This is a genomic window from Variovorax sp. GW821-FHT10D07 (assembly GCF_059415325.1).
In genome coordinates, this window is record NZ_JBWKMZ010000005.1 from 372,595 (window position 1) to 390,519 (window position 17,925).

Below are 17,925 nucleotides of genomic sequence, written 5' to 3' on the forward strand. Positions count from 1 at the left end.
CCGGGAGCGGAACACCTCATGACCGACCCCATCATCCGCATGGAAGCCATCAACAAGTGGTACGGCGACTTCCAGGTGCTGACCGGCATCGACCTCAGCGTGCGCGCGGGCGAGCGCATCGTGATCTGCGGGCCCTCGGGCTCGGGCAAGTCGACGCTGATCCGCTGCATCAACCGGCTCGAGACGGTGCAGAAAGGCCGCATCGAGGTCGACGGCATCGATCTCACGGCCGGCGGCAAGAACGTCGACGCGGTGCGGGCCGAGGTCGGCATGGTGTTCCAGCAGTTCAACCTGTTCCCGCACCTCACGATCCTGCAGAACTGCACGCTGGCGCCGATGCGCTCGCGCGGCATGACGCAGGCGCAGGCCGAGGAGGTGGCGATGAAGTACCTCACGCGCGTGCGCATTCCCGAGCAGGCGAACAAGTACCCGAGCCAGCTCTCGGGCGGCCAGCAGCAGCGCGTGGCGATCGCGCGCGCGCTGTGCATGACGCCCAAGATCATGCTGTTCGACGAGCCCACCTCCGCGCTCGACCCCGAGATGGTCAAGGAAGTGCTCGACACCATGATCGGGCTGGCCGAGGACGGCATGACCATGCTGTGCGTGACGCACGAGATGGGCTTCGCGCGCAGCGTGGCCGACCGCGTGATCTTCATGGCCGAGGGCAAGATCGTGGAGCAGGCGCCGCCCGAGGAATTCTTCGGCAATCCCCAGAACGAGAAGACCCGGCAGTTCCTGGGCCAGATCCTCAGCTCGCACCAGGCCCACTGATGTCCTTCGAGGTCCTGATTTCCTTGTCCTCCTTCGGCGCGGCCGAGGTGGGACGCCATGGCCAGCTCTGGTGCTCGCAGCTGTCGAAGCGCGCGGGCGCCGATTCTGTGGAAGTGCGCGGCGAGATGCTGCGCCACGCCGAGACCGAACTGCCGGCGCTCAACGGCCTGGCCTCGGTCTACTCCAGCCCCGAGGGCCTCTGGGCCCAGGGCGGCTGGCTCGACAGCGCCGCGCTCAAGCGCGGCATCGCGGCCGCCACGCGCGTGGGCGCGAAGCGGCTGAAGATGTCGATCGGCGACTTCCAGCCGTCCTCGCACGGCTCGCTCTGGGGCCTCAAGGTCGAGCTGGCCGAAACCCGCGTCGAGCTCGTGATCGAGAACGACCAGAGCGTGCGCGCCGGCACCGTGCCCGCGCTGCTGGCCTTCTTCGAAGCCGCCGACCGCGCGGGCGTGTCGCTGGGCATGACCTTCGACATGGGCAACTGGCACTGGGTCGGCGAATGTCCGCTGCAGGCCGCGCAGGCGCTCGGCCAGCGCGTGCGCTACGTGCACTGCAAGGGCGCGCAGCGCCTGCCGCACAAGTGGGTGGCGGTGCCGCTCGGCGACTCGGTGGCACCCTGGCGCGCCGTGCTGCGCGCGCTGCCGGCCGACGTGCCGCATGCCATCGAATACCCGCTCGTGGGCGACGACCTCGAGGCCGTCGTCCGCACGCAGATCGACTTCATCCGCGCCGCGCGCGCGTAGCGAAACCACTCACACCGATGACAGAACCCACCGCCTTCGACGTCGCCCTGTTCGGCGAGGCCATGCTGCTGCTCGTGGCCGACCGGCCGGGGCCGATCGAGGATGCGCAGTCCTTCCACAAGCGCACCGCCGGCGCCGAGACCAACGTGGCCATCGGCCTGTCGCGCCTGGGCCTGAAGGTGGGCTGGGCCAGCCGGCTCGGCACCGACTCGATGGGCCGCGCGCTGCTCAATGCGATGCGCGCCGAAGGCATCGACTGCTCGCACGTGATCGCCGATGCCGCGCAGCGCACCGGCTTCCAGTTCAAGGGCCGCGTCACCGACGGCAGCGACCCGCCGATCGAATACCACCGCAAGGGCTCGGCCGCGAGCCACATGGGCCCGGCCGACATCGACGAGCCCTGGCTGCGCTCGGCGCGCCACCTGCATGCCACGGGCGTGTTCGCGGCCATCTCCGAGACCAGCCTGCAGGCCGCGCTGCGTTCGATGGACGTGATGCGCGCCGCGGGCCGCACCATCTCCTTCGACACCAACCTGCGCCCGACGCTGTGGTCCTCGAAGGAGACCATGCGCCACTGGATCAACGAGCTGGCCGCGCGCGCCGACTGGGTGCTGCCCGGCATCGAGGAGGGCCTGCTGCTCACCGGCCACGACCAGCCCGAGGACGTGGCGCGCTTCTACCGCGAGCGCGGCGCGAAGCTGGTGGTGGTCAAGCTCGGCGCCGAGGGCGCCTACTACGACAGCGACGTGGCCGGCACCGGTCGCGTCGAGGGCTTCCCGGTCAAGGAAGTGATCGACACCGTGGGCGCGGGCGACGGCTTCGCGGCCGGCGTGGTCAGCGCGCTGCTCGAGGGCCGCAGCGTGCCCGAGGCGGTACGGCGCGGCGCCTGGATCGGCGCGCGCGCGGTGCAGGTGCTCGGCGACACCGAGGGCCTGCCGACGCGGGCCGAACTCGAAGCGGCGGGGCTGTGAACGCCATGGCTTCCTCTTCGTCTTCCTCCCGCAAGAACGTCCTCGTCTTCCGCACCCTGCCCGAGGACCAGCTGGCACGCCTGCAGGCCGCGCACGAGGTCGTCGTGGCCGACGCGCGCCAGTCGCCCGAGGCCTTCGCGGCCGCGCTGCCGGCGGCGCAGGGCCTGATCGGCTCGAGCGTCAACTTCAATGCCTCGATGCTCGACGCGGCGCCCCGGCTCGAGGTGATCTCGAGCGTCTCGGTCGGTGTCGACAACTACCCGCTGACCGAGCTGCGCCGCCGCAACATCGTGCTGTGCCACACGCCCGACGTGCTGACCGAGACCGTGGCCGACACCATGTTCGCGATCCTCCTGGCCACCCAGCGCCGCGTGGTCGAGCTCTCGACGCTGGTGCGCGAGGGCCGCTGGACGAAGAACATCGGCGAGGACCTGTTCGGCACCGACGTGCATGGCAAGACGCTCGGCATCCTCGGCTTCGGCCGCATCGGCCAGGCCGTGGCGCGCCGCGCCGCCCTGGGCTTCGGCATGCCGGTGCTCTACCACGCGCGCCGCGCGGTCGACCTGGCCGCGCAGGCGCCCGAGCTGCAGGGCCGCGCCACGCACACGCCGCTCGACGACCTGCTGGCGCGCGCCGACATCGTGCTCGCGATGCTGCCGCTGACCGAGGCCACGCGCGACATGGCCGACGCCGCCTTCTTCGCGCGCATGAAGCCCGGCGCCGCCTTCATCAACGGCGGCCGCGGCGCGACCGTGAACGAGCAGGCGCTGCTCGACGCGCTCGACAAGGGCACGCTGCGCGCGGCCGGCCTCGACGTGTTCGCCAAGGAGCCGCTGCCGGCCGATTCGCCGCTGCGCACCCATCCGCGCGTGACGCCGCTGCCGCACATCGGCTCGGCCACGCACGAGACCCGGCATGCGATGGCCGAGCTCGCGACCACCAACCTGCTGCAGGTGCTGGCCGGGGAGAGGCCGACCGCGCCCTACGACACGGCCAGCGCATGAAACCCACGGGCCGCGCCACCATCGCCGACGTGGCGCAGGCCGCGGGCGTCTCCAAGGCCACGGTCTCGCGCTTCCTCAACCACCGCGAGCGGCTGCTGAGCCCCGACATCGCCGCGCGCGTCGAGGCCGCGATCGCCCAACTCGCCTATTCGCCGAGCCCGATGGCGCAGGCGCTGAGCCACGGCCGCTCGCGCCTCATCGGCCTGATCGTGGCCGACATCACCAACCCCTATTCGGTGGCGGTGCTGCGCGGCGCCGAGAAGGCCTGCCAGGACGCCGGCTACCTCGTGATGCTGTTCAACCTCGGCAACGAGAGCGAACGCGAGCGCGAGGCCATCGACGCGCTCGCGGGCTACCAGGTCGACGGCTTCATCCTCAACACCCTGGGCCGCGGCAGCGGCGTGTTCGACGCGGTCGCGCTGCACGGCAAGCCCGCGGTGCTGGTCGACCGGCGCCACGCGGGCATGCACACCGACTTCGTCTCGCTCGACAACGAGGCCGCGATGAAGGCCACCTGCGACCACCTGGTCGAGGGCGGCTTTCGCGAGTTGCTCTACGTGACCGAGCCGCTCGCGGGCGTGAGCTCGCGGCGCGAGCGGACCGCGGCCTTCGGCGCCTGCGTGACCGCGAACGGGCCGCGCATGGCGGGCGAGGTGTTCGAGAGCGTGGAGGGCGAACAGCAGGCGCTCGACGATGCCCTGGCGGCGCTGCGCAAGCGCGCCAGGCGCGGCCGGCGCGCCGCCGTGGTGGCGGGCAATGCGGTCGTCACGCTGCGCGTGGCGCAGGCGATGGCGCGGCTGGGCTGGCAGTTCGGCGCCGACCTCGGCTTCGTCGGCTTCGACGATCCCGAATGGGCCTCGCTGATCGGCCCGGGCTTGAGCACCGTGGCCCAGCCCACCGACGACATCGGCCGCGCCGCCGCTAGCTGCCTGATCGACCGGCTGCGGGGGCTCGAAAGCCCGCCGCGGCAGTTGCTGCTGCCGGGGCAGTTGCAGGTGCGGGGCTCGTCGAAGGCGCCTGTCCCCGCGTAGCCGGATCGGCTTCGGCCGCGAAGCGCGCAGGCCCGCGCATCCAGTCGGCCGCGCGCTCGGCGATCATCACCGTGGGCGCGTTGGTGTTGCCGCCGATCAAGGTCGGCATCACCGAGGCATCGACCACGCGCAGGCCCTCGATGCCGCGCACGCGCAGCCGAGGATCGACCACCGCCCCCGCGTCGTTGGGCGCGCCCATGCGGCAGGTGCCGACCGGGTGGTAGATGGTGTCGGCGCGCGCGCGGATCTGGCGCACCAGGTCCTCGTCGCTGCGCGCATCGGCCGTGTAGAGCTCGCGCTGGCGGTACCTGGCGAGCGGCGCCGCCTCCATGATCTCGCGCGTCTTCTTCACGCCCTGCAGCAGCAGCGCGAGGTCCTCGGGGTCGGACAGGAAGCGCGGATCGATGCGTGGCGCCGAGGCCGGGTTGGCATCGGCCAGCCGCACCTCGCCGCGGCTCTTCGGCCGCAGCACGCAGACGTGGCACGAGAAGCCGTAGCCCACATGCAGCTTGCGCGCATGGTCGTCGGTGATGGCGATCACGAAGTGCAGCTGCAGGTCGGGCCGGCGCAGCTCGGGCGAGGACTTCACGAAGGCACCGCCCTCGGCGAAGGGCGTGGCGACCAGGCCGGTGCCGGTCCTGCGCCACAACAGCGCCTGGCGCAGCAGGGTCCAGCTCGCGCCGAGGCCGATGCCGAACAGGTCGCGGTGCTTCGAGCGGTAGGCGAGGATGAAGTCGAGGTGGTCCTGCAGGTTGCGCCCCACGCCGGGCAGCGTCTGCTGCACCGCGATGCCGTGCTGCTGCAGCTGCGCGGGGTCGCCGATGCCCGAGAGCATCAGCAGCTGCGGCGAATGGAAGGCGCCGCCGCACAGCGCCACCTCGCGCCGCGCATGGATGCGCTCGACGTTGCCGCCGCGGCGCACCTCCACGCCCACGGCGCGGCCATGCTCGATCACCACGCGCAGCGCCTGCGTGTGCGTGAGCACCGCGAGGTTGGGGCGCGTCATCGCCGGGTGCAGGTAGGCGGCCGCGGCCGAGCAGCGCTCGCCGTTCCTCGCACCGCCATGGAACTGCGTGACCTGGTAGAGGCCCGCGCCTTCCTGCTCGATGCCGTTGAAGTCGTCGTTGAAGGGCACGCCCGACTGCACCGCGGCGCGCACGAAGTCCTCGCTGATGGCGCGCGGCGTCTGCTGGTCGGCCACCTGCAGCGGACCGTCGGCCCCGTGCAGCGGGCTCGCGCCGCGCTGGTTGCCCTCGGCGCGGCGGAACCAGGGCAGCACGTCGCCGAAGGACCAGCCGCTGCAGCCGGCGCGCTCCCAGTCGTCGTAGTCCTCGCGGTGGCCGCGCACGTAGAGCATGGCGTTGATCGCGCTCGAGCCGCCGAGGCAGCGTCCGCGCGGCTGGTAGCCGCGGCGGCCGTCCAGGCCCGGCTGCGGCTCGGTGCGCAGCGCGTAGTTGTTGATCGGCGGGCGGCCCGGCAGCATCGCCACCGTGGCGGCCGGCGCGCGCACCAGGATGCCGCGGCCGTCGCCGCCGGCCTCGATCAGGCACACGCGCACGCGCGCGTCCTCGCTGAGCCGCGCGGCGAGCGTGGCGCCCCCGGAGCCGCCACCGACGATCACGTAGTCGAACTCCATCGCCCCGCGTCCTTTCCTGCTTCTTCTTCGATTGCGCCGATGCCGGCCCGTGGACTGTAGGAACGAAACGGGGCAGGGCGCCTAGCGTTTTCCCGTCGGACCAAAGTGGCACTGTCGCGTGCGCGACGCGTGTAATAGGAACCTCCGACGGGGTTTCCCCTGGCGGGGCCGACAGGCGAATGACAGTTGCGCGGTCCACACTCGGCGAAGAACAACGACAGCTCCCGGAGACCGCCGCCATGCCGCCACTTTCTTCTTCCTCCTCCTCTTCTTCCTTCCCCGCGCTCTCGCGCCGCGGCGCGCTGCGCCTGTCGCTCGGCGGCATGGCGATGGCCTCGGTGCCCGGCCTCGGCTGGGCCGCCACCGGGCTGGCCGCGCCGGTGCCCGCCGACGGCCTGCCGCGCGGGCGGCCCGAGGCGCAGGGCGTATCGTCGGCGGCGATCCTGGCCTTCCTCGACGAGGCCGAGCGCGGCGCCTTCGAACTGCACGGCTTCATGCTGTGGCGCCGCGGCCAGGTGCTGGCCGAGGGCTGGTGGGAGCCCTACGGTCCGCAGCGCCGCCACATGACGCATTCGCTGACCAAGAGCGTGACCGTCTGCGCGGTCGGCATGGCGGTGGCCGAGGGGCGCTTCGGGCTCGACGACAAGGTGGTGTCCTTCTTCCCCGAGCACCTGCCGCCGGTGGTGAGCCCGAACCTCGCGGCGATGACGGTGCGCGACCTGCTGACCATGCGCACCGGCCATGCCGCCATGACCTCGGGCTCGGTGTGGCGCCAGATCCGCACCAGCTGGATCGCCGAGTTCTTCAAGATCCCGGTGGTGAATCCGCCCGGCACGCAGTTCGTCTACACCAGTGCCGCCACCTACATGCTGTCGGCCATCGTGACCAAGACCACGGGCCAGCCGGTGGCCGACTACCTGAAGCCGCGCTTCTTCGATCCGCTGGGCATCACGGGCTACGAATGGGAGGTCGGGCCCGAGGGCATTTCGCCGGGTGCCAACGGCCTGAGCTGGAAGACCGTCGATTCGCTCAAGCTCGGCATCCTGCATGCGCAGAACGGCCTGTGGAACGGCAGGCAGGTGCTCACGAAGGAATGGGTCGATGCGGTGCACCAGCCGCACACCAAGGACAAGTACGGCTACCAGTGGTGGCTGGGCCCGAACGGCGCCTACAACGCCGACGGGCTGTTCGGCCAGTACGCGGTGGTGTTCCCCGCGCACGACGCGGTGCTCGCGATCAATGCGGCGCTGCCGCCGAAGGCCGGCTTCAACGCGGGGCTGCTCTACAAGCATTTCCCGGCCGCGTTCGAGAACGCACCGGCCGACGGCGGCCAGGCCAGCGCCGCGCTGCGCCGGCGCATGGCGGGCCTGCGCCTGCTGCCGCCGGTGCGGCCGACCGCGTCGCCGGTGGCCGCGGCCGTGTCGGGCCAGCGCTACGAGTTTCCCGACAACCCCGACCGGATCAAGGCCGCGCGCCTGGACTTCGGCGCCGAGGCCTGCAGCTTCACGCTCGAGGACGAGCGCGGCACGCACACGGTGCAGGTGGGCCTCAGGAAGCCGATCGAGGGCGACACCACCATGACCGGCAACCGCCTGCATCACGAGTACCAGCCCGCCGTTATGCGCGTGGTGGCCAGCGGCGAATGGCTCGACGAGCGCACCTTCGTCATGAGCTGGACCTTCGTCGAGTCGGCCTTCCGAGATACGGTGACCTGCCGCTTCGCCTCGCGCTACCTGCGGCTCGACCGCAGCGTCAACGTGAACTCGAGCGCGACCGAGATGCCGACGCTGACTGGCGCGCGCACGGTGAAGGCGGCCTGACAACTACGGAAGGTCGTAGGCCTTGCAGGCGCGGCACGGCGGCGGCGATGGCCTGTTGTCCTGCATGCGGCGGCGGCATCCGCAACCTTTGGCGACACGCTGCGACGGATTAAAACCTCTGGTATCGAAAACCAAATGGAGGCCCGATCCGTGAATGAAGAACATCACTACCTCGACCAGTTCGAAAGCTTTCTGAAGCGCCGCGAGCAGGCGGCCGACATCTCGGTCAGCGTCACGGTCGAGATCGAGGAGCGGCAGCCGCGCGGCGTGCCCGAGAACTTCTGGACCGGCGCCGAGGCACGCACGGCTGAACGCGGCGTGGCCGCGCATTAGATCCTCGATGCCGGGGTGCCCGCTCCGGCTCAGGCCGCGCGCAGCCAGACCTTGCCGTCGGCCGACTCTTCCACCGCCAGGGGCACCAGGCGCGCACCCTTGCAGGGGCCGCCCACGCACAAACCCGTGTCGGGCTCGTAGATCGCGCCGTGCCGCGCGCACATCAGGAAGCGGCCCGAGCGCTCGAGCACCTGGCCCTCGAAGTCGATCGGTCCGCCCACGTGCGCGCACTGGTTGAGGTAGCCATGGACCCGGCCGTGCCAGCGCACGACGAAGGCCGGCCCGCGGCCCGGCGCCTCGAACTTCACCGCGTCGCGGGATTCGGGCAGCACGTCGCAGATCAGCAGTGCATCGGTCATGGTCGCGAAGACATTCAGGGTGGGGAGGGCTGCGACAGCACCCATTGCGCGAGCTGGCGCGATTCGTCGAGGCTCATGTGGGGCTGGCGCGGCATGATGACGCGGCCCCAGGCACCGACGCTGCCGTCGCGCAGCTTGTCGGCCAGCCGGGCCGGTGCCTCGGGATCATGGCGGTAACGCGCCGCGATCTGCGCGAAGCCCGGGCCCACCTGCTTGCGCACCATGCCGTGGCAGCTGAGGCAGGCATAGCGCGCGACCGGCTCGCGCAGCGGCGCCGGGATCTCGTCGGCCGCGGCCGCCAGCGGCGCGATGGCCGCGAGCGGCAGTGCCAGCCACAGGGACCGCGGCAGGCGAATCAGCCGATCTCCGCGATCAGTTCGATCTCGACGCAGGCGCCCATCGGGATCTGCGCCACGCCGAAGGCGCTGCGCGCATGCGCGCCCTTCTCGGGGCCGAAGACCTCGGCGAACAGTTCGCTCGCGCCGTTGGTCACGAGGTGCTGCTCGGTGAAGCTGCCGACCGAATTGACGAGGCTCATCACCTTGACGATGCGCTTGACCTTGTTGAGGTCGCCCACGGCCGCGTGCAGCGTGCCCAGCAGGTCGATGGCGACCGCGCGCGCGGCCTGCTTGCCCTGTTCGGTGCTGACGTCGGCGCCGAGCTGGCCGGTCCAGACCTTGCCGTCCTTCTTGGCGATGTGGCCCGACAGGAACACGAGGTTGCCGGTCTGCACGAAAGGCACGTAGGCGGCGGCCGGAACCGAGACCGGCGGGAGGGTGATGCCGAGGCTGGAAAGCTTATCGTAGACGCTCATGAAGAAGGCTCCTGTTGGGACGGTGGTGAAGGCGGCCGCGCGGAGTGCGGCTGCGGGGAATCGACCGGCGTTTGTACCGGCGAAGCCGCGATCGTAGGCGACGCCGCGGCCGAAGGCCCTGCACCGCCGGGGGCTTGCGGCGACTCGAGCTCGTAGACCGGCTGCACCGTCACGCCCACGTGCAGCGTGTGGCGCGCGCCGCCGTGCAGCACGCCGCGCATCGGCGAGACGTCGGAGTAGTCGCGGCCGATCGCCAGCGTCACGTAGTCCTCGCCGGGCTGGCGGCCGTTGGTGGGATCGAAGTCGGCCCAGTCGCCGGCGCTGTCGGGGCCGTCGCCTTCGCCGGGCAGGTAGACCGAGACCCAGGCGTGCGAGGCATCGGCGCCGATCAGCCGCGGTTGGCCCGGCGCGGGCTGCGTCAGCAGGTAGCCGCTGACGTAGCGCGCCGGCAGGCCCATCCCGCGGAAGCACGCGATCATGATGTGCGCGAAGTCCTGGCACACGCCCTTGCGCTGGGCCAGCGCCTCGACCGCGGGCGTGTTGATCTCGGTGCTGTCGGCGTCGTAGTCGAAGTCGCGGTGGATGCGCTCGGTGAGGTCCATCGCCACGTCGAAGGCCGGGCGGCCCGGCGCGAAGCTCGCGCGCGCATAGGCGACGAAGTCGTCGTGGCGCGGCACGTAGGGCGAGGGGAAGACGAACTCCGAGGCCGGGTCGAACAGCGCGTCCTTGCGGAAGCGGAAGCGCTCGCGCACCGACTCCCACGGCAACTCGCGCGCCACCGCGCTCGAGAGCACGGGCGCCGAGGTCTCGACCACGCTCTCGGCCGTGACCACCAGGCTGTCGTGCGTGGTGTCGAGCGCGAAGAAGGCGCGCACGTTGCCGTAGAGGTCGGCCTGCTCGACGCGCTGCGCGGGCGCGGGCTCGATCGCGAGCCGGTGGCTCACGAGCCGCTGCGAGGGCGTGGCCAGCGGCCGCAGGTGCGCGAGATGCTGCGCGGTCTCGACCGGCGGCGAGTACTCGTAGCGGGTTTCGTGGGTGACGTGGAGTCGCATGGCGCGGGTGCGAGATTACTTCGACGCGGCGCCGAAGTGCGCGGCGTAGATGCGGTCGTAGCTGCCGTCGGCCTTGATCTCGGCCAGGCCCTTGTCGAGCTTGGCGAGCAGCTCGGCATTGCCCTTCTTCACGGCGAGGCCGTACTGCTCGGTCGCGAAGCCGGCATCGCTCACGGTCTTGAAGCCCGCGCCCGCATTGTTCGCGAGGTAGTGCGCCACCACGCCGTTGTCGGCCACCACTGCCTGCACGCCGCCGGCCTCGAGTTCCTTGAGCGCGAGCGGCGTCGATTCGAAGCGCTTGATGTTGGCGCTCGATTTGCCCAGCAGCTTGCCGACCACCTCGTCGCCGGTGGTGCCGTTCTGCACGCCGACCTTGAGCGTCTTCAGGTCCTCGAAGCGGGTCACGCTCGCATCGCTCTTGATCGCGATCAGCTGGCGCGCGTCGAAGTAGGGCTGCGAGAAGTCCATGGTCTGGCGGCGCTCGGGCGTGATGGTGATGGCCGACACCAGGAAGTCGCGGTCGCCCTGGTCCAGCGTGTTGAAGATGCCTTCCCACGGCGTGTTGACGAACTTCACCTCGATGCCGGCCTTCTTCGCGACGGCGTTCACGATGTCGATGTCGAAGCCCACGATCTCGCCCTTCTCGTTCTGCGATTCGAAGGGGGTGTAGGCGGCATCGGTGCCCACCACCAGCACGCGCGCGGCGGGCGGCGCTGCCGAGGCGGCGGCGGGCGCGGCGGCTTCCTGCTTGCCGCAGCCGGCGAGCGCGAGGACCGCGGCGAGGCCGGCGGCGGCCCGTGCGAAACGTCGGTGGATGATGGTCATGGGGAGCCCTCCTGAGGTCGTCGTTGTTGCTGGATGGTCGGTCGCGCGGCGCGCGCAGCGCGGGCTCAGGCGCCCACGGAGCGCAGCGATTCGGAGGTCAGCGTGAAGTAGCGGATGCCGATGGCATCGGACACGTGGTAGGCCGCGGCCTCGCAGTGCGCGAGCAGCGCGGCCAGCGCCGCATAGGGGCCGTCCTCGCCGTCGGCGGGGCCGGGGTCGCACAGGTGCTCGAGCGTCCAGGTGGCCGGGTCGGGCAGCTCGTACGACAGCGCCGTGAGCTTGCCGGGCGCGCTGCCCGCGAGCCGCGCGATGCGCCCGCGCAGGGTCTGCGTGACCCAGGCCAGCGAGCGCGGGTTCTCGGCGTCGAGCACCAGCAGGTCGACCAGCGTGGCGACGTCGCGGCGCTGCTGGTAGCGTGCATGGAAGGTGATGGTGCTGTCGAACAGCGCGACCATCGCCTCGAAGCCGCTGACCTCGTGCACCGCGTGGTTCTGGAAACCCGCGAGCAGGGCGTTGGCGAGGAAGCTCAGGCGCTCGATGTGGCGGCCGATCGACAGCAGCCGCCAGGCATCGTCGCGCGTCATGCGGTCGGTCTGCGCGCCGGTCATGGCCGACAGCGCCGAGCTCGCCGATTCGAGCGAGCGCAGCGCCGCGCCGGTGGCGAAGCTGCCTTCGCCGGCCTGCTCGGCGGCGCGGCGCAGGAAGTCGGCCTCGGCGCGCACGATCTGGTTCCAGTGGTCGGGCGAGAGCCGCTCGCGCACCGCGGCCGCGGCCTGGCGGATGCTGCGCAGGCTGTAGCCCACGCTGCCGCCCTGCGCCACGTCGCCGAGCTCGGCAATCAGCGCGCGCTCGAACACGCGGCGCGACTGCGGCGCGCTCGGCACGCCGGCCGGCACCAGCGCATTGCGCGCCGCCATGCGGTGCAGCCATTCGAGCAGCGGGCGCGAGGACTGGTCCTCGCCGCCCAGGATGTTGAGCGTGAGGCGCGCCAGGCGCACCGCGTTCTCGGCACGCTCGGTGTAGCGGCCGAGCCAGAACATGTTCTCGGCCGCGCGGCTGGTGACCGGCGCGCGGTGCCGCGCCAGCGAGGCCGGCGTGGCCTGCGGCTGCAGCAGCGTGGTGCGGTCGACCTCGCCATGGGTCTGCACCCAGACGTCGGCGCTGCTGCCGCCGCGCTGCATCGAGGCGATCTGCGCATCGGGCCCCGCGAGCCGCGCCAGCCCGCCGGGCAGCACGCGCCACGACTGCGCGCCGTCGCTGACCGCGAACACGCGCAGCAGCACCGCGCGCGGCGCGATGTGGCCGGGCCCGAGGTCGCTGGCCCAGGTCGGCATCTGCGACAGCGGCAGGTAGCTCTGCACCGTGTGGGCCTCGCCCTCGCGCACGATGCGCCCGGCCCATTCGTCGAGTTCGCGGCGCCCGAGCTGGCGGCCCAGCACCGCGTCGAAGCTCTCGCGGCCGTCGATGCCCGGGTAGGTGGGCTTGATGAAGCAGTCGCCGAGCTGCGGCAGCACGGCCTCGAGCGCCGCGCGCTCGCCGCACCACCAGGTGGGCAGCGCGGGCAGCAGCAGCTTCTCGTCGAGCAGGTGGCGCGCCAGGCCGGGCAGGAAGCCCAGCAGCGCCGGCGATTCGAGGAAGGCCGAGCCCGGCATGTTCGCCACCAGCACGTTGCCGGCGCGGATCGCCTGCAGCAGGCCCGGCACGCCGAGCGTGGAGTCGGGGCGCAGCTCGAGCGGGTCGAGGAACTGGTCGTCGAGCCGCTTGATGAGCCCGTGCACGGGGCGCAGGCCCTGCAGCGTCTTGAGGTACAGGCGCTGGTCGCGCACCGTGAGGTCGCTGCCCTCGACCAGCGTGACGCCGAGGTAGCGCGCTAGGTAGGCGTGCTCGAAGTAGGTCTCGTTGTAGGGGCCGGGCGTGAGCAGCGCGATGTGCGGCGGCACGCCGGCCGGGCACATGCGCTGCAGGCCATCCATCATGGCGCTGTAGGTGGCGGCCAGCCGCTGCACGTGCAGCGCCTCGAAGGCCTGCGGGAACTGGCGCGTGATGGCGAGCCGGTTCTCGAGCAGGTAGCCCAGGCCCGAGGGCGCCTGGGTGCGCTGCGAGACCACCCACCAGTTGCCGTCGGGGCCGCGCGCGAGGTCGAAGGCCGCGATGTGCAGCCAGGTGTCGCCCGGCGGCTTCACGCCATGCAGCGCGCGCAGGTAGCCCGGATGGCCGCGCACCAGCGCGGGCGGCAGCAGGCCTTCGGCGAGCAGGCGCTGCGGGCCGTAGACGTCGGCCATCACGCGGTCGAGCACGCGCATGCGCTGCAGCACGCCGGTCTCGATCTGCGCCCAGCTCTCGGGCGAGACGATCAGCGGGAACAGGTCGAGCGACCAGGGCCGCTGCGGGCCGTTGGCGTCGGCGTAGACGTTGTAGGTGACGCCGTTGTCGCGGATCTGGCGCTCCAGGCTGACCGCGCGCCGCGGCAGGTCGCCGAAGCCATCGGGGCCGAGCTGTTCGAAGAAGGCATGCCAGGGCGGCAGCAGCGGGGGCTTGTCGCCGGGGGCGGCGGCCGACGAGGCGGGGTCGGCGGAGGGCGCGCGAGGGGATGCGGATTGCGACTGCGACTGGGTCGGAACGGACCCGGCGCCCTGGGTCTGGGACTGGCTCTGCGTGCCCGCCGTCGCGTCGTGCAGGTGCGGCCCCGCGGGCGCCGCCGGCCCGGCGGCGGGCCGTGCCGCGGCCTCGGGCGTCGCCGTGCCGCGCAGCTCGTCGAAGTGGCCGGGCAGGGCGGCCGGGGCGAGCGCCGACGCCAGGGCGGCTGGAAAATCCAGCGCCTGGGCATCGAACAGGGATTCGTTGAGGGGTTCCACAGGGTTGGGATTGTCACATTGCCGTCACCGGCCCCGGTGGCGATGGCGTGCGAAATGCCCGCCGCAGCCATCGGTGTGGGCGCCACGACACAGCCGGCCGCCCGGCCCGCCACCCCGAAGGGCCGGCGGGCGCGCGGCGCCGCTCAGCGCCGCAGGTCGAGCGTGAACGGGAATTCGCGGCTGCCGGGCACCTCGATGGTGGCGGCCGGCGTGCGCATCAGCCCCGGCGTGTGGCCGGTGCGCGTGAAGCGCGACAGGCGCCGGCTCTCGGCCTCGTAGGCATTGACCGGGAAGGTCTCGTAGTTGCGTCCGCCCGGATGGGCCACGAAGTACTGGCAGCCGCCCAGCGAGCGCTTCATCCAGGTGTCGACCAGGTCCACGGTCAGCGGCGCATGGGCCTTGATGCTCGGATGCAGCGCCGAGGGCGGGTTCCAGGCCTTGTAGCGCACGCCGGCCACGAACTCGCCGGTCACGCCCGTGGGCTGCAGCGGCAGCACGCGGCCGTTGACGGTGACCACGTGGCGGCTCTCGTTGAGGCCGGTCACGCGCACCTCGATGCGCTCGAGCGAGGAGTCGACGTAGCGCACCGTGCCGCCGGCCGAGCCTTCCTCGCCCATCACGTGCCAGGGCTCGAGCGCGTTGCGCAGCGAGAGCTCGACGCCCATCGCCTGCACCTGGCCCACGAGCGGGAAGCGGAACTCGAAGTGCGGCGCGAACCAGTCGGGATCGAAGGCGAAGCCGGCCTGGCGCATCTCGCTGATGACGTCGTCGAAGTCCATCTTGACGAAGGTCGGCAGCAGGAAGCGGTCGTGCAGCTCGGTGCCCCAGCGCGTGACGGGCGCCTTGTAGGGGTCGTCCCAGAAGCGCGCCACCAGCGCGCGGATCAGCAGCTGCTGGGCGATGCTCATGCGCGCATGCGGCGGCATCTCGAAGGCGCGCAGCTCGAGCAGGCCGAGGCGGCCGGTGCTGGAGTCGGGCGAGTAGAGCTTGTCGATGCAGAACTCGCTGCGGTGCGTGTTGCCCGAGACGTCGATCAGGATGTTGCGCAGGGTGCGGTCGACCAGCCAGGCCGGCATGTGCTGGCCGTAGAGCTCGCGGTTCTTCGCGATCTCCTTGAGCGCGATCTCGAGCTCGTAGACCTGGTCGTTGCGCGCTTCGTCGACGCGTGGCGCCTGGCTGGTCGGGCCGATGAACATGCCCGAGAACAGGTAGCTCAGCGAGGGATGGTTGTGCCAGTACAGCAGCAGGCTGGCCAGCAGCTCGGGCCGGCGCAGGAAGGGGCTGTCGGCCGGCGTGGCGCCGCCCATCACGAAATGGTTGCCGCCGCCGGTGCCGGTGTGGCGGCCGTCGGTCATGAACTTCTCGGCCGACAGCCGGGTCTCGAACGCGGCCTGGTAGAGGAATTCGGTGTGGTCGACCAGTTCCTTCCAGTTGTGGGCCGGATGGATGTTGACCTCGATCACGCCGGGGTCGGGCGTGACCTGCAGCATCTTCAGGCGCGGATCGCGCGGCGGCGGATAGCCTTCCATCACGATGCGCACGCCGAGCTCGCGCGCGGTGGCTTCGACGGCGGCGACCAGGTCGAGGTAGTCCTCGAGGCGCGCCAGCGGCGGCATGAAGACGTAGAGCACGCCCGAGGCGCTGCCCTTCTTCTCGGCCGCCGGGCCGTTGGCGCGGCGCGGGTCGCGCACCTCGACGCACAGCGCGGTGCGCGTGACCCAGTGGGCCGATTCGCCGCGCAGCGGCTGGCGCGTGGCGGAGACGCGCGAGGAATCGCCGGCATCGCCATCGGCCCCATCACCGGTGTTGCCCGCATTACCGGCATCGCCCTGGCCCGGCTTGCCGTCGAGTCCTTCGCCGCTACCCGGCCCCTGCATGCGCAGCGCGGCGGGCACGGCCGCGGGCGTGCCGAAGGCATAGGGCACGGCGCCGAGGTCGGCACCGGTGCCGCCGGTCGCGCCCACGGTGTAGCGCGCGCGGTAGTCGGCCGCGCTCGGCAGCGCGCCGCGCGCGGCGGTCGGGTCGCGCTCGATCAGGTAGGGGTAGTCGCCCTTGCTGGCCCAGGGTTGCGAGTCGAGCGGCAGGCGGTAGCCCATCGGCGAATCGCCGGGGATCAGGTAGAGGCGGTCGTCGCGCAGGAACCAGGGGCCGGTCTTCCAGGCCGGGCCCTCGAGCGCGGGCGCGTCGCGGTTCGCGTTGCCGGGCTCGATCGGCAGCATGTAGCCGATCACCGCGTCGAGCTTCTGCGTGAACACGCGGCGCAGGCGCACGCGTTCGAGTTCGTCGTCGAGCTTCGAGTCGAAGGGGTCGACGTTGACCGGCAGGCGGCGTTCGCGCCACAGGTAGTAGTAGATGTCCTCGAAGCCCGGCTGCACGTAGCGGTCGGTCAGGCCGAGCTTGCGCGCCAGCAGGCTGGTGAAGCGGCGCGCGTCCTCGCTGGTGTAGTGGGTCGGAAAGCGCTCGTCGGCGAACAGCTCGGGGTCGTGCCACAGCGTCTGGCCGTCGGCGCGCCAGAAGATCGACAGCGCCCAGCGCGGCAGCTGCTCGCCCGGGTACCACTTGCCCTGGCCGAAATGCAGGAAGCCGCCCTGGCCGTACTCGGCGCGCAGCTTGTGGACCAGCTCGGTGGCGTAGCCGCGCTTGGTGGGGCCGAGCGCGTCGGTGTTCCACTCGGGCGCGTCGCGGTCGCTGGTGGCCACGTAGGTGGGCTCGCCGCCCATCGTGAGGCGCACGTCGCCGGCCTGCAGCCGCGCGTCGACCGCGTCGCCCAGGGTCAGCACCTCGGCCCACTGCTCCTCGGTGTAGGGCTTGGTCACGCGCGGCGATTCGTAGATGCGCGTGACCTTCATGTCATGGCCGAATTCGACCTTCGACTCGTCGACGCCGCCTTCGATGGGCGCTGCGCTCGAGGGCGTGGGCGTGCAGGCCAGCGGGATGTGGCCCTCGCCGGCCAGCAGGCCCGAGGTGGCATCGAGGCCGATCCATCCGGCGCCCGGCAGGAACACCTCGCACCAGGCGTGCAGGTCGGTGAAGTCGACCGTGGTGCCGCTCGGGCCATCGAGCGCCTTCACATCGGGCGTGAGCTGGATCAGGTAGCCCGAGACGAAGCGCGCGGCCAGGCCGCAGTGGCGCAGCAGCTGCACCAGCAGCCAGCCCGAGTCGCGGCAGGAGCCGCTGCCGTTGGTGAGCGTTTCTTCCGGCGTCTGCACGCCGGGCTCCATGCGGATCAGGTAGTTGACGTCCTGCTGCACCTGCTGGTTGATGCCGACCAGGAAGTCGATGGTGCGCTGTTCCTTGCGGTCGATCTTGTCGAGGTAGGCCGCGAGCAGCGGCGTGGGTTCCTCGGTGACGAGATAGGGCGCGAGCTCCTCGGCCTGCGAGGGCGTGTAGGCGAAAGGAAAGTTCTCGGCCTGCGGCTCGAGGAAGAAGTCGAAGGGGTTGTAGACCGCCATCTCGACCACGAGGTCGACCGTGACCTTGAACTCGCGCGTCTTCTCGGGGAACACGAGCCGCGCCTGGTAGTTGGCGAATGGGTCCTGCATCCAGTTGACGAAGTGATCCGCGGGTTCGACGCGCAGCGAGTACGAGATGACGTTGCTGCGGCAATGCGGTGCCGGGCGCAGCCGGACGACCTGCGGGCCGAGTTGCACCAGGCGGTCGTATTTGTAGTGGGTGACGTGGTGGAGCGCGGCGTGGATGGACATGCGTTTT

General features: G+C 71.4%; 15 protein-coding genes. 7 read left to right on the forward strand and 8 right to left on the reverse strand.

Translation table 11 applies throughout. The features are described 5' to 3' along the window. The first annotated feature begins 18 nt into the window (after positions 1 to 18). Genes AC07PU_RS18605 through AC07PU_RS18625 form a run of 5 tightly spaced genes read left to right on the forward strand, consistent with a single transcriptional unit; the run spans position 19 to position 4,520 of the window. Positions 19 to 771 carry an amino acid ABC transporter ATP-binding protein gene (locus AC07PU_RS18605; RefSeq protein WP_495319362.1) on the forward strand — a complete coding sequence of 251 codons (753 nt, stop codon included), beginning with the start codon at positions 19 to 21 and terminating at the stop codon, positions 769 to 771. Further along, positions 771 to 1,514: a sugar phosphate isomerase/epimerase family protein gene (locus tag AC07PU_RS18610; RefSeq protein ID WP_495319364.1), complete on the forward strand. Its 744-nt coding sequence runs from the start codon at positions 771 to 773 to the stop codon at positions 1,512 to 1,514. The genes AC07PU_RS18605 and AC07PU_RS18610 overlap by 1 nt, the downstream gene beginning before the upstream one ends. Positions 1,515 to 1,531: 17 nt before the next feature. Further along, the gene (locus tag AC07PU_RS18615; protein WP_431509490.1) at positions 1,532 to 2,485 is read left to right on the forward strand and encodes a sugar kinase; all 954 of its coding nucleotides are present in this window, start codon (positions 1,532 to 1,534) and stop codon (positions 2,483 to 2,485) included. A 5-nt stretch (positions 2,486 to 2,490) separates the two neighbouring features. After that, positions 2,491 to 3,489, forward strand: coding sequence for a 2-hydroxyacid dehydrogenase (locus AC07PU_RS18620; protein ID WP_495319367.1), 999 nt, complete (start codon positions 2,491 to 2,493; stop codon positions 3,487 to 3,489). After that, positions 3,486 to 4,520: a LacI family DNA-binding transcriptional regulator gene (locus AC07PU_RS18625; protein ID WP_057595376.1), complete on the forward strand. Its 1,035-nt coding sequence runs from the start codon at positions 3,486 to 3,488 to the stop codon at positions 4,518 to 4,520. Before AC07PU_RS18620 ends, AC07PU_RS18625 begins: the two co-directional genes overlap by 4 nt. On the opposite strand, the gene AC07PU_RS18630 is transcribed toward AC07PU_RS18625, so the two are convergent. Beyond that, on the reverse strand, positions 4,411 to 6,156 hold the full coding sequence (locus AC07PU_RS18630; RefSeq protein WP_495319369.1) for a GMC family oxidoreductase: 1,746 nt from the start codon (positions 6,154 to 6,156) through the stop codon (positions 4,411 to 4,413). The genes AC07PU_RS18625 and AC07PU_RS18630 overlap by 110 nt on opposite strands. A gap of 239 nt (positions 6,157 to 6,395) precedes the next feature. On the opposite strand from AC07PU_RS18630, the gene AC07PU_RS18635 reads away from it, so the two are divergent. Beyond that, a complete protein-coding gene (locus AC07PU_RS18635; protein ID WP_495319371.1) occupies positions 6,396 to 7,976 on the forward strand; it encodes a serine hydrolase domain-containing protein in 1,581 nt (526 codons plus the stop codon). A gap of 150 nt (positions 7,977 to 8,126) precedes the next feature. After that, complete coding sequence (locus AC07PU_RS18640; RefSeq protein WP_143129335.1) at positions 8,127 to 8,309, forward strand: hypothetical protein; 183 nt, start codon at positions 8,127 to 8,129, stop codon at positions 8,307 to 8,309. A gap of 29 nt (positions 8,310 to 8,338) precedes the next feature. Here the strand turns inward: AC07PU_RS18640 and AC07PU_RS18645 are convergent, their stop codons facing one another. The 7 genes from AC07PU_RS18645 to AC07PU_RS18675 all read right to left on the reverse strand — a co-directional run bounded on the left by AC07PU_RS18645 (position 8,339) and on the right by AC07PU_RS18675 (position 17,918). Then, the gene (locus AC07PU_RS18645; RefSeq protein ID WP_398499661.1) at positions 8,339 to 8,668 is read right to left on the reverse strand and encodes a Rieske (2Fe-2S) protein; all 330 of its coding nucleotides are present in this window, start codon (positions 8,666 to 8,668) and stop codon (positions 8,339 to 8,341) included. Between the two features lie 14 nt (positions 8,669 to 8,682). After that, the gene (locus AC07PU_RS18650; protein WP_495319432.1) at positions 8,683 to 9,060 is read right to left on the reverse strand and encodes a c-type cytochrome; all 378 of its coding nucleotides are present in this window, start codon (positions 9,058 to 9,060) and stop codon (positions 8,683 to 8,685) included. Beyond that, a complete protein-coding gene (locus AC07PU_RS18655; RefSeq protein ID WP_057595370.1) occupies positions 9,024 to 9,482 on the reverse strand; it encodes a RidA family protein in 459 nt (152 codons plus the stop codon). Before AC07PU_RS18655 ends, AC07PU_RS18650 begins: the two co-directional genes overlap by 37 nt. Continuing rightward, complete coding sequence (locus AC07PU_RS18660; RefSeq protein ID WP_495319374.1) at positions 9,479 to 10,534, reverse strand: transglutaminase family protein; 1,056 nt, start codon at positions 10,532 to 10,534, stop codon at positions 9,479 to 9,481. The genes AC07PU_RS18655 and AC07PU_RS18660 overlap by 4 nt, the downstream gene beginning before the upstream one ends. 15 nt (positions 10,535 to 10,549) lie before the next feature. After that, a complete protein-coding gene (locus AC07PU_RS18665; protein WP_093354723.1) occupies positions 10,550 to 11,359 on the reverse strand; it encodes a basic amino acid ABC transporter substrate-binding protein in 810 nt (269 codons plus the stop codon). A gap of 65 nt (positions 11,360 to 11,424) precedes the next feature. Further along, a complete protein-coding gene (locus tag AC07PU_RS18670; RefSeq protein WP_495319377.1) occupies positions 11,425 to 14,214 on the reverse strand; it encodes a circularly permuted type 2 ATP-grasp protein in 2,790 nt (929 codons plus the stop codon). Positions 14,215 to 14,357: 143 nt separating this feature from the next. Then, positions 14,358 to 17,918 carry a transglutaminase family protein gene (locus tag AC07PU_RS18675; protein WP_495319379.1) on the reverse strand — a complete coding sequence of 1,187 codons (3,561 nt, stop codon included), beginning with the start codon at positions 17,916 to 17,918 and terminating at the stop codon, positions 14,358 to 14,360. Positions 17,919 to 17,925 lie beyond the last annotated feature (7 nt).